The 24832-nt window shown below is 39.8% G+C and carries 20 protein-coding genes; 9 read left to right on the plus strand and 11 right to left on the minus strand.

The window, feature by feature from the left end; all coding sequences use genetic code 11:
- Nucleotides 1-91 precede the first annotated feature (91 nt).
- The 4 genes from R1T16_RS15715 to R1T16_RS15730 all read left to right on the plus strand — a co-directional run bounded on the left by R1T16_RS15715 (nucleotide 92) and on the right by R1T16_RS15730 (nucleotide 3286).
- On the plus strand, nucleotides 92-328 hold the full coding sequence (locus R1T16_RS15715; protein WP_317502075.1) for a hypothetical protein: 237 nt from the start codon (nucleotides 92-94) through the stop codon (nucleotides 326-328).
- Between the two features lie 71 nt (nucleotides 329-399).
- Nucleotides 400-1491, plus strand: a complete 1092-nt coding sequence (locus R1T16_RS15720; protein WP_317502076.1) for a Nif3-like dinuclear metal center hexameric protein — start codon at nucleotides 400-402, stop codon at nucleotides 1489-1491.
- A gap of 119 nt (nucleotides 1492-1610) precedes the next feature.
- Nucleotides 1611-2390, plus strand: coding sequence for a zinc ribbon domain-containing protein (locus tag R1T16_RS15725; protein WP_317502077.1), 780 nt, complete (start codon nucleotides 1611-1613; stop codon nucleotides 2388-2390).
- Between the two features lie 47 nt (nucleotides 2391-2437).
- Nucleotides 2438-3286, plus strand: coding sequence for an alpha/beta hydrolase (locus R1T16_RS15730; protein WP_317502078.1), 849 nt, complete (start codon nucleotides 2438-2440; stop codon nucleotides 3284-3286).
- A 50-nt stretch (nucleotides 3287-3336) separates the two neighbouring features.
- On the opposite strand, the gene R1T16_RS15735 is transcribed toward R1T16_RS15730, so the two are convergent.
- The gene (locus R1T16_RS15735; protein WP_317502079.1) at nucleotides 3337-4983 is read right to left on the minus strand and encodes a S8 family peptidase; all 1647 of its coding nucleotides are present in this window, start codon (nucleotides 4981-4983) and stop codon (nucleotides 3337-3339) included.
- Between the two features lie 87 nt (nucleotides 4984-5070).
- Between R1T16_RS15735 and rluF the strand changes: the two genes are divergently transcribed.
- Nucleotides 5071-5934, plus strand: a complete 864-nt coding sequence (gene rluF, locus R1T16_RS15740) for a 23S rRNA pseudouridine(2604) synthase RluF (protein WP_317502080.1) — start codon at nucleotides 5071-5073, stop codon at nucleotides 5932-5934.
- Between the two features lie 60 nt (nucleotides 5935-5994).
- Here the strand turns inward: rluF and R1T16_RS15745 are convergent, their stop codons facing one another.
- Together R1T16_RS15745 and R1T16_RS15750 are read right to left on the minus strand one after the other, a co-directional pair.
- A complete protein-coding gene (locus R1T16_RS15745) occupies nucleotides 5995-6726 on the minus strand; it encodes a LytTR family DNA-binding domain-containing protein (protein WP_317502081.1) in 732 nt (243 codons plus the stop codon).
- Nucleotides 6723-7796, minus strand: a complete 1074-nt coding sequence (locus R1T16_RS15750; protein WP_317502082.1) for a sensor histidine kinase — start codon at nucleotides 7794-7796, stop codon at nucleotides 6723-6725. The genes R1T16_RS15745 and R1T16_RS15750 overlap by 4 nt, the downstream gene beginning before the upstream one ends.
- Before the next feature lie 440 nt (nucleotides 7797-8236).
- On the opposite strand from R1T16_RS15750, the gene R1T16_RS15755 reads away from it, so the two are divergent.
- The gene (locus R1T16_RS15755; RefSeq protein WP_317502083.1) at nucleotides 8237-9079 is read left to right on the plus strand and encodes an SDR family oxidoreductase; all 843 of its coding nucleotides are present in this window, start codon (nucleotides 8237-8239) and stop codon (nucleotides 9077-9079) included.
- A 48-nt stretch (nucleotides 9080-9127) separates the two neighbouring features.
- Here R1T16_RS15755 and R1T16_RS15760 read toward each other — a convergent pair whose 3' ends face one another.
- The 3 genes from R1T16_RS15760 to R1T16_RS15770 all read right to left on the minus strand — a co-directional run bounded on the left by R1T16_RS15760 (nucleotide 9128) and on the right by R1T16_RS15770 (nucleotide 12366).
- Entirely contained in the window at nucleotides 9128-10009 is an 882-nt protein-coding gene (locus tag R1T16_RS15760) for a bifunctional 5,10-methylenetetrahydrofolate dehydrogenase/5,10-methenyltetrahydrofolate cyclohydrolase (RefSeq protein ID WP_317502084.1), read from the minus strand.
- A 103-nt stretch (nucleotides 10010-10112) separates the two neighbouring features.
- Nucleotides 10113-11453, minus strand: coding sequence for a signal recognition particle protein (gene ffh, locus R1T16_RS15765; protein ID WP_317502085.1), 1341 nt, complete (start codon nucleotides 11451-11453; stop codon nucleotides 10113-10115).
- 229 nt (nucleotides 11454-11682) lie between these two features.
- Nucleotides 11683-12366: a hypothetical protein gene (locus tag R1T16_RS15770; protein ID WP_317502086.1), complete on the minus strand. Its 684-nt coding sequence runs from the start codon at nucleotides 12364-12366 to the stop codon at nucleotides 11683-11685.
- Nucleotides 12367-12586: 220 nt separating this feature from the next.
- Between R1T16_RS15770 and R1T16_RS15775 the strand changes: the two genes are divergently transcribed.
- Genes R1T16_RS15775 through R1T16_RS15785 form a run of 3 tightly spaced genes read left to right on the plus strand, consistent with a single transcriptional unit; the run spans nucleotide 12587 to nucleotide 16584 of the window.
- Nucleotides 12587-13108: an RNA polymerase sigma factor gene (locus tag R1T16_RS15775; RefSeq protein ID WP_317502087.1), complete on the plus strand. Its 522-nt coding sequence runs from the start codon at nucleotides 12587-12589 to the stop codon at nucleotides 13106-13108.
- Nucleotides 13109-13150: 42 nt separating this feature from the next.
- Nucleotides 13151-14053: a FecR family protein gene (locus R1T16_RS15780; protein ID WP_317502088.1), complete on the plus strand. Its 903-nt coding sequence runs from the start codon at nucleotides 13151-13153 to the stop codon at nucleotides 14051-14053.
- Nucleotides 14053-16584 (plus strand): TonB-dependent receptor plug domain-containing protein, encoded by a 2532-nt coding sequence (locus tag R1T16_RS15785; RefSeq protein WP_317502089.1) that lies wholly within the window; start codon nucleotides 14053-14055, stop codon nucleotides 16582-16584. Before R1T16_RS15780 ends, R1T16_RS15785 begins: the two co-directional genes overlap by 1 nt.
- A gap of 61 nt (nucleotides 16585-16645) precedes the next feature.
- Here R1T16_RS15785 and R1T16_RS15790 read toward each other — a convergent pair whose 3' ends face one another.
- The 5 genes from R1T16_RS15790 to argS all read right to left on the minus strand — a co-directional run bounded on the left by R1T16_RS15790 (nucleotide 16646) and on the right by argS (nucleotide 24527).
- Nucleotides 16646-18046 (minus strand): peptide-N-glycosidase F-related protein, encoded by a 1401-nt coding sequence (locus R1T16_RS15790; protein WP_317502090.1) that lies wholly within the window; start codon nucleotides 18044-18046, stop codon nucleotides 16646-16648.
- Nucleotides 18047-18159: 113 nt separating this feature from the next.
- The gene (locus R1T16_RS15795) at nucleotides 18160-19827 is read right to left on the minus strand and encodes an MBOAT family O-acyltransferase (protein ID WP_317502091.1); all 1668 of its coding nucleotides are present in this window, start codon (nucleotides 19825-19827) and stop codon (nucleotides 18160-18162) included.
- Entirely contained in the window at nucleotides 19827-21260 is a 1434-nt protein-coding gene (locus R1T16_RS15800) for a GDSL-type esterase/lipase family protein (RefSeq protein WP_317502092.1), read from the minus strand. Before R1T16_RS15800 ends, R1T16_RS15795 begins: the two co-directional genes overlap by 1 nt.
- Nucleotides 21247-22722 (minus strand): hypothetical protein, encoded by a 1476-nt coding sequence (locus R1T16_RS15805; protein WP_317502093.1) that lies wholly within the window; start codon nucleotides 22720-22722, stop codon nucleotides 21247-21249. Before R1T16_RS15805 ends, R1T16_RS15800 begins: the two co-directional genes overlap by 14 nt.
- Before the next feature lie 23 nt (nucleotides 22723-22745).
- Nucleotides 22746-24527 (minus strand): arginine--tRNA ligase, encoded by a 1782-nt coding sequence (gene argS / locus R1T16_RS15810; RefSeq protein WP_317502094.1) that lies wholly within the window; start codon nucleotides 24525-24527, stop codon nucleotides 22746-22748.
- Nucleotides 24528-24832 lie beyond the last annotated feature (305 nt).

A 24832-nucleotide genomic window follows, 5' to 3' on the forward strand; every position in this document is an offset into this window, starting at 1 on the left:
TTATGGTATCCATAGCGTTAAGCTTATGTAAAATTGAATGGATTCCCGCTATTTCATGCTTATATTTATAAGACACCAAAAAAAAATTGCCATGAAAAAATTATTCTTATCTCTTACCGTGCTTGCTGCAATAGGTTTTTATTCGTGCTCTTCTAACGATGACGAAAACAGCGCCAGCATACCCTGCGTGACCTGCATTAAAGAAATGGCAGAGAATTTTACATTATGTAATGATGAAGGACAGGCAGTCGTAGGCGGCACAAAAACAGGCGAAACCTACGATAGCACCTTATCGAATGCACTCGCATCAGGCTATACCTGTAACTAACAGCCTATTTTGCATTACATCTTCAAAATGTTATTTTAAATAGTAATTTTGTGCATCAACCTGATGCAATCATGAAAATAAAAAATATTCTTACTGTACTTGAAGAAATGGCACCTTTGGCTTATGCCGAAGATTTTGATAACGTAGGCCTGCTTACGGGCAATGCCGATGATGAAGCTACAGGGGTATTGGTTTGCCATGATGCGCTTGAAAGTGTCATTGATGAGGCAATCAGTAAAAACAGTAACCTCATTGTTTGCTTTCACCCTATATTATTCTCGGGGCTAAAAAAGATAACCGGAAAAAACTATGTGGAGCGCGCGGTTATAAAAGCAATTAAAAATGATATTGCAATTTATGCTGTACATACTGCCCTGGACAACCACAAACAGGGAGTAAATAAAATATTTTGTGATGCGCTGAGACTGACCAACACCAGGATACTTATCCCAAAAGAGAACTACATTCGTAAGTTGGTTACCTACACTATCCCCGAAAATTTAGAGAAGCTCCGCAATGCACTTTTTGATGCAGGCGCAGGAAACATCGGAAACTATGAAAATTGCAGTTTTAATTCGCAGGGGCTGGGTACCTATCAAGGCAATGAAGACAGTGATCCCAAAATTGGTACACCCGGTGAATTTGTAGAGGAAAAGGAAATCAAGGTTGAAGTTACCTTTGAAAAACATCTTGAGGGTAAAATACTTAAAGCCCTTTTTTCCAACCATGTTTATGAGGAGGTCGCGTATGAGATTTACAACCTAAATAACAGCCATCAGAATATAGGCCTTGGCATGACAGGTGAACTGACAGAAGCAATGGAGGAAAAAGCATTTTTAGAATTTGTGAAAGACAAAATGCAGGCACATGGCATAAGGCACAGTGCGTTTAACGGAAAACAAATTAAGAAGGTTGCCGTACTTGGAGGATCGGGTAGTTTTGCAATTAAGAATGCTATATCCGCAGGCGCGGATGCTTTTCTTACTGCCGATTTAAAATACCATCAGTTTTATGAGGCGGAAGGCAAACTTTTACTTACCGATATAGGCCATTTTGAAAGCGAACGATTTACACAAAACTATATAGCCGATTTTCTTAGTAACCGTCTAGAGATTCAGGTAGCAGTTACGAGTATAGACACAAATCCCGTACAATATCTATAGCCAAATTAGATTTACCTACAAACAAAAAAATATATAGTTGGTTATCTTACGAAAAAAATCCCTAATTTTGCATTCATTTTATCGGAAGAATATACAAATCCAGTTAAGTACTTATAAATATGGCGAATATCAAGGAACTAAGTGTTGAAGACAAATTAAGGGCACTTTATGATTTACAGTTAATTGATTCAAGAATCGACGAAATCAGGAACGTAAGAGGCGAACTTCCATTAGAGGTGGAAGATCTTGAAGACGAAGTGGCCGGATTAAGCACAAGGCTTGAAAAACTTAAATCTGACCTTGAATCTATCGAAGATCAAATAAAGGATAAGAAAACAGCTATTGAAGATCATAAAGCTGCGATTAAAAAATATACTGATCAGCAAAAAAATGTACGCAACAACCGTGAGTTCAACTCTCTTACAAAAGAAGTAGAATTCCAGGAACTTGAGATACAGCTTGCTGAAAAGCACATCAAAGAGATGAAAGCATCTATTGAGTACAAAAAAGAGACTATTGCTCAGTCTTCAGAAAAACTTAATGCAAAATCATCTCACTTAAGCCACAAAAAATCTGAGCTTGATGCTATCATGTCTGAAACTCAGAAAGAAGAATCTTTCCTTTCAGAAAAATCTAACGAGTACCAGGGAATGATCGAAGAGCGTCTTCTTGCTGCTTATAACAGGATAAGAGGAAGTGTTAGAAACGGCCTTGCTGTTGTTTCTATAGAAAGAGGTGCTTCTGCAGGTTCTTTCTTCACGATACCTCCACAAACGCAAATGGAGATCGCTGCACGTAAAAAGATCATTACAGATGAACACAGCGGACGTATTCTTGTTGACAGCTTACTTGCCGAAGAAGAAAAAGAAAAAATGGAACAATTGTTCTCTAAAATATAATTACCTGATCCCCCGCCATGGCGGGGGATTTTTTTTGTCTCTGCGCGATGCAAAAACTATTTACATTTCTCCTTTCAAAATCACTGGGGCTGTACATTAACATCCTTGGCTACATTTATCCTAAAAAGGCAAGCTGGCTTGCGTACAAATTCTTTAGCCATCCTCGCGACGGCAGGCTCATAAAAGAATCGCTTCCTGATATACTTAAGGAAGCCGATGCCGAGATGATTACCCACAATGATTTTCTTTTCCAGATGTATACCTGGAAAGGTAACGATACTAAAGTGTTGCTGATGCATGGCTGGGAAAGTAATGCATCTCGATGGGAACAGCTTATCGGCTACCTGAAAAAATCCGGCAGTACTATAGTTGCGGTAGATGCACCCGCCCATGGATTATCATCTGGTGCTGAATTTAACATACCGCAGTATGCAGAATTTGTAAATATCGTAGTCCAAAAAATAAAACCACAATATCTTATAGGCCATTCATTAGGCGGAGCGGCAGCAATTTACTTTCAGTCGCATTACCCTAACGATTACATTACAAAAATGGCAGTGCTGGGCGCACCCAGTGACCTGACTACAATATTACGCAACTATAAAGGGATGCTCAGCCTTAACAGCAATGTGTTCAAACTGCTTGAACAGCACTTTTTTGAGCATTTCAGGATTAAAACACATGAGTTTTCAGGAAGCATCTTTGTAACAAAAATCAGGGCAAAAGGGCTCATTGCTCACGATACACAAGATACCGTAGTATCGTTTAAAGAAGCAGAAAAAATTGCCAAAGCATGGCCCGAAGCTAAATTCATAACAACTACCGGCCTTGGACATAGTCTTCATGGTGATGCTCTTTACAACAGCATTTATTCATTCTTGTTTGATACAGAATAAAAAAAGCGGAATACATATGAGTATGTATTCCGCTTTTTTTTACGCTATCGTTAGTTCTTTACTATTTTCTTTGACACCGTTTTTCCGTTATCGGATACTTTTACAATGTAAATGCCTTTAGAAAAACTGCTGAAGTCAATTTCGTTATCTGCATTAGCCTGAGAAGACACTAGCTGCCCAACAGCATTGTATATTTTAACGCTTACCTTATCCGAAAAATTTCCTGCTATCTTCAACCTGTCAGATACAGGATTAGGATAGGCTATGAAACTTTCTTTCTCTACACTATTAATACCCAGCATCTCGTCCATGGCGGCAAGCGCCGCAGGCATATTGGGCAGTGGCCCTATATTTTCGCCTTCACCCTGAGGTTTTCCTGTAGCTTTAAGCAATTCCCTCAGTTCCGGGCCGCTTATATAATCGTTGGTTACACTATGATAATGCGATTGCAACACTATGGCGCATGAAGCCACAATTGGCGTAGCAGAACTCGTACCGTTAAACCAGGCATATGCCTGGTTAAAGTCACCAGCTATCGTATAAGCAGTACCGCTACCAGAAGTAAGAACCCCTGTCCCCCATCCCTGAAGATCTACCCTTGCACCGTAAGTACTAAAGTCAAGCCTATCGTGATTTTCGTCGTTACTTCCTGCCCCAACTATTATGGCACCGCTGTCGCCCCTGTTATTATAGGAGTTGTATGCCGGAGCATCAAGATTTTCAGCACCGTTACCGGCGGCCGCCACGACAATCATACCTCCATCGGTAGCTGCCTTGGTAAGATCCCATACCACATTCTCATATTCAGCCGGACCATATTGGCCAAGGGCGCCTGTAGCCTGCAATTCGTAAATTATAAAATCACCTTCTACAGAATTGCTGATACATTTAATTATAGCATTAACCCTGTTATATCCTGTAGTTTGTTCGTACTCGGTAAATAGTGCAAGCTCGTTAGCGCCATAAGCAAGGCCGGAAACCCCATAGTCTCCTTCTTTGTCGGCATACATAATACCTAATACTCCGGTTCCGTGCTCAGTAAAATCTTGCGTGGCAAGACTGGAAACTACCATATCTGCCCCAACATACACATTGCGATCGTTAAGCTCTTCATGGTCTTTATTAAAACCAAACTCTATGTCACGTATATTTATATTTTGCCCTGTAAGTCCCAGTTCCCATGCATAAGCCATATCGACGCCATAGTCTGAGACATAATTCTGCTGGTCAATAAATGATGGCGTAGCCGGGAATATATCGTAAGGAGGTTTTACCGGGCTAAGCGGCATAAGGCTGCAGTATTCAACTGCATCAAATTTTTCCAGCGATTGCGCAAGTTCCAGCATCCTTTCGTTAGAAGGGTTATCTATTGTTAGTTCATATATATTGGCAAGCTTATCTACAGCAGCACTGCTTCCTGCATTTTTAATGGCTGCACTTTTTAACTCTTCAAGTTTTGCTGCCGGAATATCTACCGCCTTTAGCGCAGTGATATGATACTCTTTCGCAAGCTGTTCTAATTGTGGCGAAGATGAAAATCCTGATTTTTCATTATTATTCTCTGTCTCAGGCATAAAAGAGACATATAGTCTGTGCGATTTGCTTTCGGGGGTCAGGTGCAGCTGACCCTTTCGGCTCTGCCCATAAGAGAGCCCTGCAAAAAGACTTAATAGTAATATTGTAATTTTGTTTTTCATGATAATAGCAATTTATTAGACTTTTTCAGGCCCAATATACTAAATATATGAACTCAGAGATTTTATAAATTTGACTACTTTTGCAGTATGGAAGAATTGAAGCGCCTTAATAAATATATATCTGAAACCGGTTACTGCTCACGAAGGGAAGCAGACAAGCTTATTGAAGAAGGAAGGGTAACCCTAAACGGCATCGTGCCCGAAATGGGAACCAAAGTTACAACTGAAGATGAAGTGCGTATAGACGGCAGGCTTATTAAAGAAAAAGCAGGGAAAAATATTTATCTGGCATTTAACAAACCGGTGGGCATAGAATGTACCACAAATCCTGATGTAAGGGATAATATAGTCGAATATATCAATTACCCAAAGCGCATTTTTCCGATTGGCAGGTTGGATAAAGCAAGTGAAGGCCTTATATTCATGACTGATGATGGCGATATTGTAAATAAGATACTACGTGCCAGGAACAATCACGAAAAAGAATATATCGTAACCGTAAACAAACCTATCACCGACAGGTTTATTCAGCGAATGGGCAATGGAGTGCCAATTCTTGACACCGTGACCAGAAAATGCAAGGTGGAACAGATTAGCAAATATATCTTCAGGATCGTGTTAACCCAGGGATTAAACCGACAGATACGCCGTATGTGCGAATATCTTGGGTATGATGTTACTGCACTAAAAAGGATAAGGATAATAAATATTTCGCTTGATGTGCCCGCAGGACGTTACAGGGAACTTACTGCTGCCGAAATCAAAGAGCTGAACCAGCTTATTGAACCCTCAAGCAAAACAGAAGAAGCAAGCCTGCCGAAAGAAGAACCTACACAAAGGATTTCGGCTGCGCGGCGACCGGCAAATCCTAACAGGCCGCAAAATAGGAATAATGGACCGGCAAGACCCCTTAACACAAACAGAAGGCCTCCGCGCCCTGAAAGGGAATAGTGTTCAGTCTACAGTTTACAGTCGCAGTTTACAGTTTTGAAACTCTGAAACTTTGAAATTCTATAAGCTAAGCATATCCCTAAACAATGCCGACTGACGCCTTGAAATTTCTATCTCTTCGCCATTTTGCATTGTCGCTTTTAGCTTGCCGTTAAACCAGTTATCTACGTTCTTAATATATTTAAGATTGATGATTTGCTGCCTGCTGGCCCTGAAAAACAAATTTTCGGGAAGTCGCTCCTCAATCTGGTTTAATGATTTATATATAAGAGGTTTTTGATCCCTGAAATATACGCGGGTATAGTTCCCTACTATCTCAAAGAGAAATACCTCCCCTATTTTAACCAGCCAGCATTTTTCGCCGTCTTTTATAAATATCTGACTCTCTTCGGTTAAAAGATGATTTTCTGTGGCGTTCTCAGGATGGTCATTTACGATCTTGTCTTTTATCTTGTGAACAGCATCTGCAAAACGTACCGAATTGATCGGCTTGAGCAGATAATCCAGTGCGTTATACTCAAACGACTTAATGGCATATTCGTCAAAAGCAGTGGTAAATACAGTTACAGGAACATCTTCAAGCATTTCAAGAAGCTCAAAACCATCTTTGCCCGGCATATTGATATCCAGGAAAATAAGTCGCGGCTTAAGCTCGTTTATCATAGCAAACGCTGTGTCAACATTTTCGGCTTCGCCTATAACCTCAATTTCAGGATGTGCCTTTATAAGCTCCTTAAGCTCATTACGGGCTAAGCGTGAATCTTCGACAATTACAGTTTTGATAGTGGTCATGTCAGCGGTATTAAAATTTTAGCTTCTACAAAATTACTGTTTTCCGTAAGCGTAAAGCTTGCTTTATTTCCGTAAAGCAGGGAAAGCCTCTGCTTTATATTTTCGAGTCCCAGCCTGGTAGAATCTTCACTTAACAAAAGATTGCCCGAATTTTCCACCCTGATAGCCAATTCTTCATCAGTCTTGTCTATGTGTAGGCGTACTTCTCCACCTTCCTTAATTTTCCCTATACCATGCTTTACCGCATTTTCCACAAGCATCTGGACCACCATTGGAGGTATGCCAATAGCTAATGTCCCAGGGTTAACATTGATACTGAACCGGAGCCGCTCTTCAAACTGTATCTTAGATACTTCTATGTAATTATCTACTGTTTGGAGTTCTTCTTTAAGCGGAATGGTGTTTATGCCGTTTTTAGTAAGGCTGTAACGCAGCATTTCAGAAAGGCGGGTAATCATATCCCTTGCCCTAGGCACATCTTCGAGTATCAGTCCTCGTATGTTGTTAAGGCTGTTAAACATAAAATGCGGATTGATCTGTCCTTTTAGCGTATTAAGCTGTGATTCCCTTAAGTTGGATTCCAATTGCAGCTGGTTCATTTTTACCTGGTTTATGTGCCTGTAAGCCTTGATAGCAACCACTATAAACAGCCATATAGTGAATATGGCACTAAAATAGGGTACGTTCATTATCATCATAAACAGCGTCGCATCTATAGACTTATCAGTCAGCACCCTGTAAGTAAAATCAAGAAGCGGCCATATTGCCATACTGTAAGCAAAAACAACCACTATAAAAACTACAACCATTTTTATGACCGCCGATCTTTTTAGCTCGTTAAATACAATTAATCGCTCTAAAAAGTAGAGCAGAATATTAGAGAGTACGTATGCCACCAGTCCGCATATTACACCCTCGCATATGTAATACGGTATAATAGACGAATCTCCCATCTTCTCGGGATATTTTATCTGGTATGAGACCTTACTCAGTGTAAGCGAGCAAAGCACATAAACCATAAAGGCAAGTGCTGCGTAAAGATGGTATTTCGGATTCTTTAATAAATTCATCGGCATGCTTATAAAAAATATCAGGCAATGTTTTTACCATTGCCTGATGCTTAACTACTCAAATGTAAACAGTTTTTTGATTGATGATTGATGATATACTGTTGGTTTTTAAAATAGTGACAAAACTGCGTCTACCGCCCAGCTTAAAACATTCACTACTGTGTCTAAAATGTAAATTGCTATAGCTACCATGTTGATTTTATTTTTTGGTTGTTGGATACTTCAAATATATACCATTATTTTTCTTACAATATGAAATTTATGACGAATGGTATTTTTTATATGACGAGTGGCAAAGAGATATGTAACAGGAAAACATAAAATATTTTTAAAATATTTCAAATTATAGCTGTTTGATTTGTACAAGTATGCGTTTGAAGCAGGCAAACGTAACGACGCGTAGGTTTACGTACTTTGCCTTATAAAAAATACAAAATAATATGGAAACGAATAAAGAACAGAAAATTTGGTTTATAACCGGGGCTTCAAAAGGGTTCGGTTTACTATTTGTAAAACAATTACTGGCTGCAGGCCAAAAGGTAGCAGCAACATCAAGGACTACAGATGAGCTTACAAAAGCAGTTGGTGATAGTTCAGAAAATTTCCTTCCACTTCAGGTGAATCTTGCTAATGATGTATCTGTAAAGGAAGCCGTAGCGAAAACAGCAGCAACTTTTGGCAGGATCGATGTACTGGTAAATAATGCAGGCTACGGTATTGGCGGAAGCCTTGAAGAAATAAGCGATGCTGCCGTGCGCGATGCTTTTGATATTAATGTCTTTGGCACTATAAATACGATACGTCACATACTGCCGCTGATGAGAGAACAGCAGTCTGGGCACATTATTAATATTGCATCGATTGCAGGTATAGCACCGGGATCGGGATGGTCGGCTTACTCGGCAACAAAATCAGCGGTTGTAGGATTGTCTGAAGCATTGGCGCAGGACGTAAAACCATTTGGCATTACAGTTACGATTGCTGCCCCGGGTGCATTCAGGACCAGCTTCCTTTCAAAAGAGTCGTTAGCACTGCCCGAAAAAATAGAAGGTGGCTACACTGCAATCAACGAAACACTACATAAATACCAAAATATGGATGGCAAACAGGCAGGAGACCCTGAAAAAGGTGTCGCAATCATGATTGACACGGCTTTTGAAGAAAATCCCCCGCTGCACTTATTACTGGGAAGCGATGCGTATCGCAGGGCAACAGCTAAGTTTGATAGCCAGATGAATGAATTTGAGATTCTGAAAGACTTAACCATATCTACAGATTATTAAAATAACAGGGAGCCAATTGGCTCCCTGTTAAATTCTATAATATTACTATTATTTTTCTTTTCTAAGCTCTCTTGCAAGAAGTGTGTTCTTAAGAAGCATGGCAATTGTCATTGGCCCTACACCACCCGGAACCGGAGTAATGAAAGATGCTTTTTTGCTTACGTTCTCAAAATCAACGTCACCTGTAATAACATAACCTTTAGGGTGAGACTCATCGGCAACACGTGTAATACCCACATCTACGATCACAACATCATCCTTAACCATTTCGGCTTTAAGGTAGTTAGGTACACCGAGAGCAGTGATAATAATATCTGCCTGCGTTGTTATCTGTGCAATGTTTTTGGTATGGCTGTGCGTTAATGTAACCGTTGAGTTACCAGGGAAACCTTTACGGCCCATAAGGATACTCATTGGGCGGCCTACGATGTGGCTGCGGCCAATAACTACCGTGTGTTTACCGGCAGTTTCTACATTATAACGTTCTAAAAGCTCTAGGATACCAAATGGTGTTGCAGGAATAAACGTTGTCATATCCAGTGCCATTTTACCAAAGTTCTCAGGGTGAAAACCGTCAACATCTTTGCTTGGGTCTATGGCCATTAGCACTTTCTGGTCGTCAATCTGTTTTGGTAACGGCAGCTGCACTATAAAACCATCGATGTTATCATCCTGGTTCAATTCTTCAATTTTCTTTAAAAGCTCAAGTTCAGAGATTGTGCTTGGCAGTTTAATAAGCGTAGACTCAAAACCCACATATTCGCAGGCTTTAACTTTACTGCCTACATATGTAAGGCTTGCGCCATCATTACCAACAATTACAGCTGCAAGGTGAGGCACCTTCTCGCCGTTCTTCTTCATTTTTGTTACAACTTCGGCAATTTCATTCTTAATGTCTTCCGAAACTTTTTTTCCGTCCAGTAATTGCATTGTTCGTGTTTTATTTTTGAAAATAGATGTTCAATAGAATACTGCTTGTAGGCAGTTATGTATAACAAAAAAAGACGCGTTTAACCGCGTCTCCATATTTTTTTTATGGCTTCATACCTTTCATGCCGCCCATCATTCGCATCAGGTTTTTTCCTGCTCCGCCCTGCATCATCTTCATCATTTTGCTCATCTGGTCAAACTGCTTCAGCAATTGGTTTACCTGCTGAACAGAAGTACCGGATCCTTTTGAAATCCTGTTCTTTCTCTTAACATCAATAAGAGCCGGTTTGCTGCGCTCTGCCGGTGTCATAGAATGTATAATAGCTTCGATATGCTTAAACGCATCGTCTTCTATCTCTACATCCTTAAGAGCTTTTCCTGCACCAGGTATCATGCCAACAAGGTCCTTCATGTTACCCATTTTCTTAACCTGCTGTATTTGCGAAAGGAAATCGTCAAAACCAAATTCGTTCTTAGCGATCTTCTTCTGGAGTTTTCTTGCTTCTTCCTCATCGTACTGCTCCTGCGCCCTTTCAACAAGCGACACAACGTCACCCATACCAAGAATACGGTCGGCCATACGGTTAGGATAGAACACATCGATAGCCTCCATCTTTTCACCTGTACCGATGAATTTGATTGGTTTATTTACTACTGATTTAATAGAGATAGCGGCACCACCACGGGTATCACCATCAAGTTTGGTAAGGATTACACCGTCAAAGTCTAACCTGTCGTTAAATGCTTTTGCAGTGTTTACCGCATCCTGTCCTGTCATGGCATCTACCACAAACAGTGTTTCATGCGGTTCTATAGCTTTATGAACGTTTGCGATCTCGTTCATCATTTCTTCATCTACAGCAAGACGTCCTGCGGTATCCACGATAACCACGTTAAATCCGTTTGCTTTTGCATACTTAATTGCGTTTTGTGCAATCTCAACAGCATTTTTATTACCTTCCTCAGAGTATACCTCTACACCTATCTGATCCCCTACTACATGCAGCTGGTTGATAGCCGCCGGACGGTAAATATCACAGGCAACCAATAAAGGTTTTTTGTTCTTTTTAGTTTTCAGGAAGTTAGCCAGCTTTCCTGAGAAAGTGGTTTTACCCGAACCCTGAAGACCAGACATCAATATAATTGACGGGTTACCGCTTAGGTTTATACCGGCAGCATCGCCACCCATAAGCTCTGTAAGCTCGTCTTTCACGAGTTTTACCATAAGCTGGCCAGGCTGTAATGTAGTCAATACATTTTCGCCCATTGCTTTTTCTTTTACCTTGGTAGTAAAATCTTTAGCAATCTTAAAGTTAACGTCGGCATCAAGCAGCGCCCTTCTAACTTCTTTAAGGGTATCTGCTACGTTTACTTCGGTTATCTTTCCGTGGCCTTTAAGTATATGTAAGGCTTTGTCTAATTTTTCACTTAAATTATCAAACATAAAATCAGGGTTTCTTTTATAGAGGTGCAAATTTAAGAATTTGATTTTTAAGTTACAGGGTTTTGCCTATAAATAATAGGCTATTTATATGCCCTGTATACCCTAAAATAAAAAACCGGCCTGGGAAGTGGCCGGTTTCTCTCGGAAAAAAACTTGAATATTTAAAAAAACACAACTATTACTGTTTATGCGCGATAATTAATATCGCTGTAAGGATGCCTAATCTGTCTTACCCTTGTTGCCCACAAGCGTTTAGTGCATTGTTTATCGCTTCTAATAGTGCTTCGTTATCAGCAACTTCTATACTACTTTCCTGACTAATTTTTATAATAACGGGATATTTAACCGAATAGTATTCTTTAAGCCCAAGATTTTTAATTACTGTGTAAAGCTCCTGGTTATTATTTACTACACTGGTTCCCTGCATCTGGAAACCGCTGTTATAATTATATAGCGTTATTGGATACATGATTTCTGCACAATCATCGCCAATATAACTCTGAATACTCCCTGTACACTGTATCCTCAAAGCAGTTAGCTCCTTCTGATTATTTACAGTTACTTCGGAATAGTGCTCATCCTGCAGCGTTACCGGAAATACAAATGACAGCGAATCGGCTCCTTCGTAATCACTCCCATTTTCAAGGGCATTTAGTACTTCTGAATAACCGCTTTCAGACAATATCCTTATCCTTTGTCCGTAAACTATAACCTGAACCGGAAGCCTGACCTTATAGCAGCTTGTACTGTCTAAAAAATCGTCAACATCTGTTTCATTTAACGACATTGCCTTGAGTACTTCCGTTAACTGCGAACCCTCTTCCAAAGCTTCGGTGCTTTCACTAATACTATCGCTCTGACATGAAAACGCCAGAAACGACACCATCAAAACAGCAAACAGTTTTTTTATCATTGTATCGGTAATAATTATAATAACAGGCGGATATAAAAATACCCTACCCCTATTTTACTTTTTTTTAGAAAAAAATAATTTACTCATTTTCAGCACAAGGCAATGAGTGGCATTTTCAAAAAAGAAAGAATACCGCGCTATTGGAATACCGTATTTTTTTTGCAGATTTGCTGGCGTAATCATAAATTTTTATAATTTACACCCACTTTTACAAGCCAAAATGAAAGAGAATTCCCTTAAAGGTATTTGCGAAGAAATTATATATTCTAATTTCTTTAAAAGCCACGCAAAAGCATTGCGCAATTACCTGTTTTACAAATATGGCAACGAAGAACAGGCCGAAGATGTAACGCAGGAGGCTTTTATAAAGCTATGGGAGAACTGTGCGAGCGTTCCGCTTGAAAAAGCGAAGTCGTTTCTCTACACCGTAGCAAACAATACTACCCTTAACCAGATAGCCCACCAAAAAGTAGTGTTGGAATACACTAAAAAAAATCCGGTTAGCGGCACCGATAAGCAAAGTCCGGAATTTCTTATGGAAGAGGACCAGTTTAAGGTAAAACTGCAAAAAGCCATAGCAAACCTTACCGAAGCACAACGCACCGCATTCCTGCTGCACCGCATTGACGGTAAGAAATATCATGAGATTGCAGAGATTCTGGGCATAAGCGTTAAGGCGGTAGAAAAACGCCTTCACGGAGCTTTGAACGAATTAAGAAAAGAAATTGACAATATCAGGTAGGGAATTTTACCTGTTAGCTGTTATAGTAAAAAAGGGATCACAATGAAAGATGATACAATGTTAGCTAAGTGGCTTAATAACGAACTTGATGCAAAGGCGCTTGAAGCCTTCATGAGCACTCCGGAGTTTGCCACTTACAATAAAATAAAAGAATATTCTGCACAGCTTACTGCACCCGAGGCTGATATGGATGCGCTGTATGCACGCATAAGTGCAAATAAAAATAAGCCGGCTCAAAAAGTGAGGACATTAAACCCATGGATATCAAGAATTGCTGCGATGCTGGTTATTGCACTGGGGGCAACTTATTTTTTATACATCAACAAAACAACTACCCAACTGGCAGAAAACGGCCAGAGAACAGAATTTCTTTTACCGGACAATTCTTCTGTAACACTGAACGCGGGATCTGAAGCTGATTATAAAACCTGGAATTGGAAAAATAATCGTAAATTGCAGTTAGATGGCGAAGCTTATTTTAAAGCCGCCAAAGGAAAGACATTTGACGTTGTGACTGCTATGGGAAAAGTAACCGTAGTAGGAACGCAGTTTAACGTAAAAGCAAGGGATAACCGTTTTGATGTAACCTGTTTTGAAGGTAAGGTAAGGGTAACAAGTAATGGCAAAGCTGTTCTTTTGACACCAGGTAAAAGCATAACCTTTGAAAATGGTAAAATGCAGACATCTGAAGACAAGAAAACACAGCCGGGATGGCTTACTTATGAGGTTGTTTATTCTAACGAAAAACTTACCAGCGTAATCAATGAAATTGAACGCCAGTATAGTGTAGATATAGAACTTACCGTTCAGCATCCTGAGAAACTATCAGCATTTACAGGTTATATACCTATGAACAATCTTAACAATGCCCTTGAAAGTATTACAACTGCTTACAATTTAAAGTCGCAAAAAACAGGCAATAAAATCATACTTTCTGTTGAATAATGCTAAAAATCCGGCAATTTTTGCTGTTCTTATCGCTGATCATCATCGTCCCCAATGCTTTTGGCCAGGACGAAAAAAAAAGTGCTGAACTCAAAACGATACTGGATTCTGTTGCGGTTAAATTCAACGTAAAATTCAGCTATGCTGAAAATGATATAAAAGGACGTTCTATCTTTCCGCCGCCGGCAAAACTTCCCTTAAAGGCCCAATTGGTTTATATAGCAAACAGGACACTGCTTAATTACAAAAATGTGGGTGAGTATATAATTTTATATTCCGATGCAAAAGCTGGAAAAAAGCGCTGCGCCTACATTATAGATGAATTTGGTTCGCCTATAGATAATGCCGTTATACAATTACCCGACAATTCCAAGATCGTTACACGTCATGACGGTTATTTTGAAGTACCCCAAAACATTACGGGAAGCATCTTTATTGATCACCTTAACTTTGAATCAACCTCCATAAATGTAAAAGATTTTGGCGATGACTGCAAAGAAGTCATACTAACACTAAGGTCTCTTGAGCTTGAAGAGCTGATTACCCAACGATACATTGCAACCGGTATCTCCAAGAAAAAAGACGGCAGCTTTACCATTAAGCCAAAGAAATTCGGTATCCTTCCCGGGCTTATTGAGCCGGATGTACTGCTTACCATGCAGCAGCTCCCCGGTATAAGGAGTATTGATGAAACGGTATCAAACATTAATGTAAGGGGCGGCACGCACGATCAGAACCTCTTTTTATGGAATGGTATACGCCTTTACCAGACAGGGCATTTCTTTGGGCTTATATCTGCCTTAAACCCCAACCTTGCAAACGAGATCAAAATCTTCAAGAACGGAACATCGGCTTTTTATGGCGAGAGCGTTTCCAGCGCCGTAGATATTTCTTCACACACGCCTGAAATTGGCAAAGGCAACCTCACAGTAAGCACAAACATGATCAATGCCGATTTTTATACTAAAGTAAAAACTTCTGAAAAGGCAAATTTTGAACTGTCTGCCAGAAGATCATTTACAGATGTGTTTGACTTTCCTACTTACAGTAAATATTCCAAGAGAATTTTCCAAAATACTGTTGTAACCAGCCTTGACAACAGCACAGATGTTAACTACAAAAGCGACAAGGAATTTTATTTTTACGATTTTACAGGGCAGTATCATCAGAAGATAGGACAAAACCATAATCTGTATGTTGATGTAATAGGCATTAATAATAATCTTGATTTTACGCAGGGTACCATAAATACACAAACTGTTGTTACCGAAATAAGCAGCCTCAGGCAGCTTACGCTGGGTGCATCGGCAGGATGGAAAACCCAATGGAATGATACACACAGCAGCGAAGCGGGATTTTATACTTCATATTATAACGTAGACGGAAGGAATGCATCTGTAGAGTCGCAGCAGATAATGGAACAAGGCAATTCCATAGTAGACATCGGTTTTAAGTTAAGTGACAGCAGAAGGCTAAGCACTAAATACAACCTGCATACAGGTTACCAGTTTAATGAAATAGGCATTACAAATAGTGATAAGGTTAACGAACCTTCTTACAGTAGAAAAGAAAAAGATGTATTGCGTAACCATGCGGTTATAGGAGAGCTTGAATATGACTCAGAAAACGCAAGGCTCCATGCAAGGGGTGGATTACGATTAAATTATATTGAACAATTTAGTATGGTGTATGCCGAGCCGCGGTTACAGCTTAACTATATGCTGGCGCCAAGCTGGCAACTGGAAGCCCTTGCGGAAATGAAAAGCCAGTCGACATCGCAGGTTGTAGAGCTTCAGGGCGATTTTTTGGGTATAGAAAAACGCAGATGGGTACTTTCGGATAACAATGAACTACCTGTACAAAAAAGCAGGCAGCTATCGGCAGGCGTAACTTTTAAAGAAAATGGATGGCTTCTTTCACTTGAAAATTTCTATAAAAAAGTAAACGGTATTACGACAGGCGGGCAGGGTTTTCAGGATCAGCTGGAGCTTAGAAGCGATATTGGAAGCTACACCGTTTACGGCACAGAGTTTTTGGTACAAAAGCAGTTTAATGGATTTTATACCTGGCTTAGCTACAGCTTTAATAACAACAGCTACAGATTTGACGGATTCTCATCTCAAAAATTTCCGAGCAATTTTGAGATCAGCCATACTATAAACAGCGCTGCAATCTATGAGTGGAATAATTTTAAGATTGCACTGGGATCACGATGGAATACAGGAAGACCTGTTACACCGCCATTGAGCAGTACTGTTGGGTTTACATCACTCGCAAGGCCTGAAATAAGTTATGCTTCTCCTAACTCGGCTAACATTGCAGGTTTTTTTCAGGTTAATTTCTCAGCCTCGTATATCATCAAGGCTACAGATAAATCGCAGCTACAACTGGGCATATCTATTCTTAATATTTTTGACAGGCAAAACATAATAAGCCGCTATTATCGTATTAACAGTTCAAACATTGTAGAGGAAGTAAACACGTATGCACTGCAGCGCACACCAAATGCACTGATAAAATTTACGTTTTAGAAATCAATGTGCATAAAAAAACCGCCGGCAAAGCGACGGTTTTTATGCTATGAGAAAATAGTTAATTCTTAATAATTTTCTTTGTAATAGTCTGATTGTTGTCAAATGTAACTTTAACAATATAAATACCGCTTTGCAGCTGTGACATATTGATAGTTTCAGATGATCCTTTCAACACAGTCTGTCCTACAGTATTTACAACTTCGTATGCTTTTACTGTCTGATCTGCGGCGCTGATTGTTGCAATATCGTTAACCGGGTTAGGATACACATTTACAGCTGTCTGTTCAAAAGCTTTACCTGAAAGCACTGCAGATCCGTCTCCTGTTAAATAAACAGACATAGGGAAATAGCCCTGACCACCGGCAAATTGAGCATCCGGAACATCAATCTTGTAAGTATGACCACCAGCTGCCAAAGTACCAAGATCTATGACACGGTTTGGGATTTTATCACCCGGACACCAGTTGTTCCAGCTCCATGATGCATTATTATCAGGCCTTGGAGGAGGATTTGACGTACCGTTGCACAGGTAATAGATACAGTTTATCTGAGTGTTATAATCTCTGTAAGGCACACATGATACGCCTCCCGGTTTATATTGAAGTTTTAACACATCATCAAGGTATACAAAGTGATTTCTTCTGATATATTCTTCGCCGTTAGTATTAGAACCATGGTTAGAAGTTATAACATGCAGTTTTGCATTTTCTACAGGTGCGCTAAGATTAAAATATATACTTTTAGTAGTTTCACCTATTTCATCTGTTCCGTCAAGAGTATAATTCTTTAATTCATATTTAAATGAAAGAGGACCTATAAAAGATGCTGCAGGCGCAGGAAGTTCAGGATTTGTAGTAGATTCAAAAGTTAATGATCCCATGTATACGTCATTACGATTAGAGCAGCCAGGTATTTCTACAGCTGCACCTCCCTGGCCGGGACCTCCCTGATAGCCATATACTTCAAGCTCTACCCAAAAGTCATACTGAGCAGTAATAGCGGCATCATGAAAAACATTAGCCAGTTCATTAAGGTCATATACATAAGGAACTTCTGTTACAGATGTTTCATTCTTGTCCATGAAAGGTGTTATAAAACGGCCAAGCTCGATACGCTTTACATCGCCGTAAACATACGATTCGGCATTTTTAGGAACAAATGCAAGGTTAACGTTTCCTATCCTGTCATAATTATCACAAAGAGGATTTAGGGTAACTGTCATAGTAAGTGTATTACCGAAAGAATCAAGCTGATCTTGCGTAAGCTTCTTTCCGTAAGACGAATTTGAATGGCGTATAGCACCTTCAGGAAGTGGTTCACTCACTGTGGCTTCATACATTCCGTAGTAAACCGCCTGATTAAATACCGTAAGGGTATAAGGCGTTTCATCCTGTGCCTTTGCCGAATGCGAAGCAAACATAGAGGCACACAGAGATAAAATAAGTAAAGTTTTTTTCATCATAGTTAATTTAGTGCGGTAAATTACTCAAAAAAAATTAACTTAATGTTTACTTTACTTTCTTTAAACAAGGTTTTTAAGTAAAAAAACGAATTTAAAGCAAAATGTTATATTTAAAACTGGAAATAGATAAAGGGTTGCGGGCCTGCGGCCGCGGCTGCATAGACAAGCCACATCGTGAGCCCTAAAATTATTCCCTTAATTACAAGTGGCATTTTGTAGAATGTATTCTTAAGTCCTGTAGAGAAACTATCCGGTAAAAAGTGCCAAACATATCCTACAAGCATAAGCATAAATACATTTTTATAACCTAAAATTATAGTTTGCCACTGGTCTGGGCTAAACGTTACAAGGCTAATGTTATTAATTACATCCAGCGCGGTAGTAAAATCTTTAGCACGGAAGAAAAGCCAGCAGAATGCCACAAAGTGAAATGTTAGTATCACGGCAATAAAGTTCCATACTTTTAAAGCACCGGTTTTAGGCATGTCTTTTCGTTCAGGAAAATATTCTGAAAACAGTTTGTGTACCGCAAGCGCCATACCATGCAGCGCTCCCCATATTATGAAACGAAGGCTCGCGCCATGCCAAAGACCGCCTAATAGCATTGTAGTCATAAGGTTTACGTTAGTAAACATTGTCCTTTCTTTTCCTTTAGACAGCACAAACGTCAGGGTAAATATAATAAGAGAACCTATACCTAAAAACAACGGAACATTACTTGTAGGACCATAAGTAGCTCCCCATATTATAAGTGCTACAAAGAATAACGCTGGGAAAAAGAATCCCGCAAAAGTACCGTAACGGTTACCCCCTACCGATATATAAAGGAAATCCTTTAACCATGTAGAAAGCGAAATATGCCACCTTCTCCAAAACTCTGTTATAGACGAAGATTTATAAGGTGTACGGAAGTTGGTAGGCAGCTTAAACCCTAATAACAGCGCAATACCTATCGCCATGTCACTATACCCGGAAAAATCACAGTAAATCTGAATGGTGTACCCATAAGCAGCCATGAGGTTTTCAAACGGCGTGTAGGCATTTGGCAGGTCAAAAACCCTGTCTACAAAGTTTATAGATATATAATCTGATATTACTGTTTTCTTTATAAGTCCGCCAATGATAAGGAACAAGGCATAGCTTATTTCTTCTTTAGTAACATTTAGCTTAGTGTAGATTTGAGGCAGGAAATCTTTTGCCCTTACAATAGGCCCGGCAACAAGCTGCGGGAAGAATGACACGAAGAACAAATACTCCATGTATGTTTTAGTTGGCGCAATCTCCTTGCGGTAAATCTCTATGATATAGCTAATGGACTGAAATGTGTAGAACGATATGCCCACAGGAAGTATAACCTTATAAAAATCAAAATGCGAGCCAGACAGGTCATTGTATGTACCTATAAGGAAATTAGCATATTTAAAATATCCCAAAAAGCCGAGATTAATTATAACGCTAAACCACAAATAAATTTTTCTTTTGACAGAGCTGGTTTCCCTATAAAGGAAAAAACCCAGCGTATAATCTACCACAGATGATATCAACAGCAGGACAAACAACGGCCCACTGCACAGGAAGTAAAAATATATCGAGAATGCAGCTGTAATAACGATCCTTGGCTTAAAGGTGTTTCTTACCAGCATATACACAAAATAAAACATCAGGAATAACCTAAGGAACTTTGCTGTATTAAAAAGCATAGGTTCTTCAGGATTATAGTAAAACCAATCCTGTAGATTTTCAACTGTAAATTGTGGCACTATATCTGAAAACTGCATTAGTCCCTGTTTGATTTAAAATTATCGTATACCTTAAAAAAAGCCTCACAAAACATTGCTCCCTGTTTCTCATACCCGGCTTTAGAGTAGTGTACTCTATCGCCACTCATAAGCCCCTGGGATGCGTTTCGATTAACACTGAACAATCCCCCCATTTCAGAGAACAGATCCCATGTAGCATAATTCTTCTCTGTTTCCTGTATCAGTATCTTTTTAGCATAATCTGCTACAAAGGTATTTGGGTATTTGCGTCTGAATAAAGATGGCGGCGGTGTCATTACAAGTATTGCAGCATCAGGATTCTTAGCCCTTACATTTGTAATAAATAAGTTCAGTTGGTCTTTGTACGCCAGAGTTCCCATCTTGTCAAAAGATTCGTTTGTGCCAAGTGATATAATTACTAAATCTGGATTTAGTGCAGGCAGTTGATCAAAGAACAAAGGATATTTATTATAATCTGAACATTTAGCCCCGTTTACACCTATGCTGTGATATTCTACACCAGCATCATCTTTTTCAAGAACCAGCCCGCTTAACGTGTATTCTTTATAGTTCTTAGCCGGCAGCAGGTATATTTTATCCAGCTGTGTATCGCTGTGATAACTGTTAGAAAATGCGTCAGCAGTCAGGTCAAGCGGAATAAACTCTGATCGCTTCACTTCCCTGGTCTGCATCTGGCCCGTTGGTATTTTTAGTGTTCGACCGGCTCGTATGTTATCGCTTTTAAGTCCGTTTATTTTTTTAAGCTGAGCGATGCTTACATCATATTTATTGGCAATGCTACCCAGAACCTCGCCATTTTTAATTTTATGCGTTATCTTTTTAGGCACTTTAGACTCTAACACTATGGTCTTAGAACTTGTAGCCAGATCTATAGAGGGTACATTTTTAGGCGTGATGACCTTAATGGTATTAAAGTCATACGAACTGTCGCGCACATTTAGTTCTACTGCAAAATTTTCCCTGGTTTTAAGTGCTATGCCGCTAAGGCCTACTTTCATATCATCTTCCACAGGATAAATATTCCTTCTTACCTGCCATGATGCATTAGAATTGAACCTCACGTAGTAACTGCCATTTGTCCTTGCAAGGCTGTGCGGAAATACAAAACCGACACCTGCATTACCAAATCGTTCCTGCATCCTTTTTCTTATGAACCCCGTCATAAGGTCAGCTTGTATGTGAGAATCACCAATATGTACAATATTTACCCTCCCCTTTTTTTCTACTTCCAGCTGATAGAGCTTTTGGAAGAATACCTTCATGGCAGATGTATTGGTAATGATATTGTTACCACCTACAATTTCGGTGGTGTCTATATCTACCATATCGGCAAATATGGAATCTACCTGTATATAGGTAGAATCTGTTTGTGCCGAAGCTGCAAAACACAACAACAGGCATAAAAAAGTAAACAGCTTATTGCGGTGCATTTGTAGTATCTGGTTTTTGGATAATAGAATCCTGTTTTTTCACTTCAGGTTTTTTAGGCTCAGGCGTCTTATGGCCCCTTAGCCTTTTGTATTCTTCGTAACCGTTATTTATCTGTTTGTATATAAGGTCAGAGATCTGTTTTGCTCCCCTGAAATTAAAGTGAGTATAATCTTTGTTAGCCCTTGCCGGAATTTCTTCTACCCATTTTACCATAGAGCCGTCGCCACCCATAAGCGTATAGAGGTTAATGTAAGCCGCCTCTGTATTTACTGCATACTTCTTTTGTGCCCGGGTAAGCGGCACAACAGCCGAATCGGTTTTCATTGCGAGGTCATATTTGGTTGACTTATCTGCGGTAGAAATGATAAGTACTGCTACACCCGGAAAACATTCGCGAAGGTGCTCTACCACACGCGACATTTTCTTTTCGTACCATGTATAATTCAGCGAGCCGTAGTTAAGAACGTTAGTACCATATTGCAGCACAATAAGGTCGTAACCCAGCCTGTCATTAAAGCCCCTCATGACATTGGTATCAAAAGTTGCGATCGGTAATCCTGAGTTCCCCCTGTTAGAGAAGTTATCTACGTGCACACCTTTGCCATCGTCAAAGTTAAAGCCGTAGAATGGAATGGAATCTGCAGCAAAAAAGTTAGCTTTAAAAGACTTAAGGTCGCCCATTCCTACAGCAAGGGTGTTTACCCTGCTAACCGGATTCAGTTTTTTGCGAATCGTATCTTTACCCACAATAAAATCTACAGCACCCTGTCTGTTGCCCGAATTCCCGTAGAAAAGCGTCGGGTTGTTGAGTGAAGTTAAATGCGAAACGTTGCTGGCTTTATATTTTACCCAAACAGGATCTACAGTATCTTTTTTCACAAAGAAAACGTGACCGTTTACACCAAATGGCTTTTTAGGATGTTTTACATTAAGGTAAGAAAGCGTTTTCCAGTTGGTAGAAAACTGGTGCGAAATCGTACTCCTTGATGGTGCCGACTCTGAGGTTATATTAACAAAGCCCACACCTTCTCCTCCAAACCTGTTTTGCAGGCTGCTCCTGAATTCCTTTACTATCATGTCGCCATCGGTCATGGAATCGCCAAAGTAAGCGATCCTCACATTACCCTGTTGTTTTGTTTCAAGCTGAAGCAGCTTTTCATAAAACATAACAAGGTGCTGGTAACCTTTATAATCGTCAAAATTTTCGGCAGCAAATTTTATACCGTTAACCGCAGCAAAATTAATCTGGCTGTTATCCTTAAGCGTGTCGTTTTCTGCAACGGTATCAGTCACCTCGGCAGCTGCTTCCAGTGCCAGGCTGTCTACCACTACATTTTTGGTATTTCCCGGGGTTTCGGTAAATATCTTTTTTGGCAACACTTGCTTAAATCCAATAAGCGCTATTACAGCAATTACTATAATGGCATAGGACTGAAAGAAATAAGGCTTATTCTGGCTCACAGGAAAATAGCTTGATTTTAAGATTACATGCGCTCAGGCATATTGATGCCCAGCAGGCCAAATGCCGCTTTTATGGTTTCTCCCACTTTTTTAGAAAGCTGTACCCTGAACACTTTAGTATCAAAGTCTTCTTCGCCAAGTATAGATACAACCTGGTAATATGAACTGAATTCCTTAGCAAGATCATATGCATAATTAGCTATGATGGCAGGGCTGTAAAGCTGCGCCGCATTTTGAACCACGGCAGCAAAAAGTTCAACCTGTTTTATAAGGTCTTTTTCTTTAGCATGCAACGGCACGGTAGTTATAGCACGGTCAAGATCAAAATCTGCTTTACGCAGTATAGCTCTTGTCCTTACATACGACATCTGGATAAACGGACCCGAATCTCCATTGAAGTCGATAGACTCATTAGGGTCAAACAGGATACGTTTCTTAGGGTCTACCCTAAGCATTTGATATTTAAGGGCACCAAGGCCGATAGTCTCATATAATTTACCTTTCTCATCGTCAGAGTAGCCTTCCAGCTTTCCTAATTCTTCTGAGATGCTTTTTGCGGTAGCTGTCATTTCGGCCATCAGGTCGTCTGCATCTACTACAGTACCCTCGCGGCTTTTCATTTTTCCTGACGGAAGGTCTACCATTCCGTAAGACAGGTGATACAGGTGCTGTGCCCAGTCGTACCCTAATTTCTTAAGGATAAGGAAAAGCACTTTAAAGTGGTAATCCTGCTCGTTACCTACAGTGTACACCATACCGCCTACATCAGGGAAATCTTTTACACGCTGAATGGCTGTACCGATATCCTGTGTTATATATACCGATGTACCGTCAGAACGCAATACAATCTTACGATCTAAGCCGTCAGATGTTAGGTCTATCCAAACCGATCCATCAGGGTCTTTTTCAAAAACACCTTTTTCAAGGCCGTCAGCTACCACATCTTTGCCTAAAAGATAGGTATTGCTTTCGTAATAATTCTGATCAAAGCTTACGCCAATATTAGCATAAGTTTCTTCAAAACCTTTGTACACCCATCCGTTCATCCTGTTCCAGAGCTCCATTACCTGGGCATCTCCGGCTTCCCATTTACGCAGCATATCCTGCGCTTCAAGTAATATTGGCGCTTTCTTTTTAGCTTCGTCTTCAGTAAGGCCGCTTTCTACAAGCTGGCTGATTTCTTTTTTATACGCTTTATCAAATTCTACATAATAGTTACCCGCAAGCTTATCGCCCTTAAGGCCTGCAGTTTCAGGTGTTTCATTATGCCCAAATTTCTCATAAGCCAGCATCGACTTACAAATATGTATTCCCCTGTCGTTTATAACCTGGGTTTTGTATACTTTTTTACCTGATGCCTCAACAATATTTGCCACAGAATATCCAAGCAAAACATTACGCACGTGGCCTAAGTGAAGCGGTTTATTTGTATTAGGCGAAGCAAATTCTACCATTACCGCCTTGCCGTTTTCGGCAGGTGCAGGAAAAGCGAAATTATCGTCTCCTTTTATTTCGTTGAAATAGTTGATATAGTAAGCATCTGCAATAACGAGGTTAAGGAAACCTCCTACCACATTAAACTTTTCTACCTCGGCGGTATTCGCAACCAGGTAGTCACCAATTTTACCGCCAAGTTCGGCCGGATTACTGCCTTTTATAACTTTAAGCAGCGGAAAAATAACCATGGTAACATCGCCCTCAAATTCTTTCCGTGTAGCCTGCAGTTCTATTTTTTCTACAGTTACGCCAAACAAAGCATCTATGGCTTTTTCGATCTGGAAAGTGAGGATTTTAGATAATGTCATTTTTGTATTATTTTTAAGCGTGCAAAGATAAGCATATTTTAGCAACCTGCTGAAAGGAAAAACTTTAAAAAAAATGTTAATTAAAACGTTTTCTCCCCCAATTTAAAAGACATGCTGAATATACCGAAAACAGGCAGTTTACAACACCCTTATATTACCTTTAAAAGTAAGACAATTAGAATAGTTAGCAGCGAAACATTTTACGAAAATTATTTTGTTTTATTCTAAATAATATTTTTTTCACATTTTTATGTAACAAAACAAGCGTGTTGTTGTCTTATCGATAGAAGCAGGTGTCGGCAGCA

The sequence above is a fragment of the Flavobacterium sp. DG1-102-2 genome (assembly GCF_033042555.1).
Taxonomy (GTDB): domain Bacteria; phylum Bacteroidota; class Bacteroidia; order Flavobacteriales; family Flavobacteriaceae; genus Flavobacterium.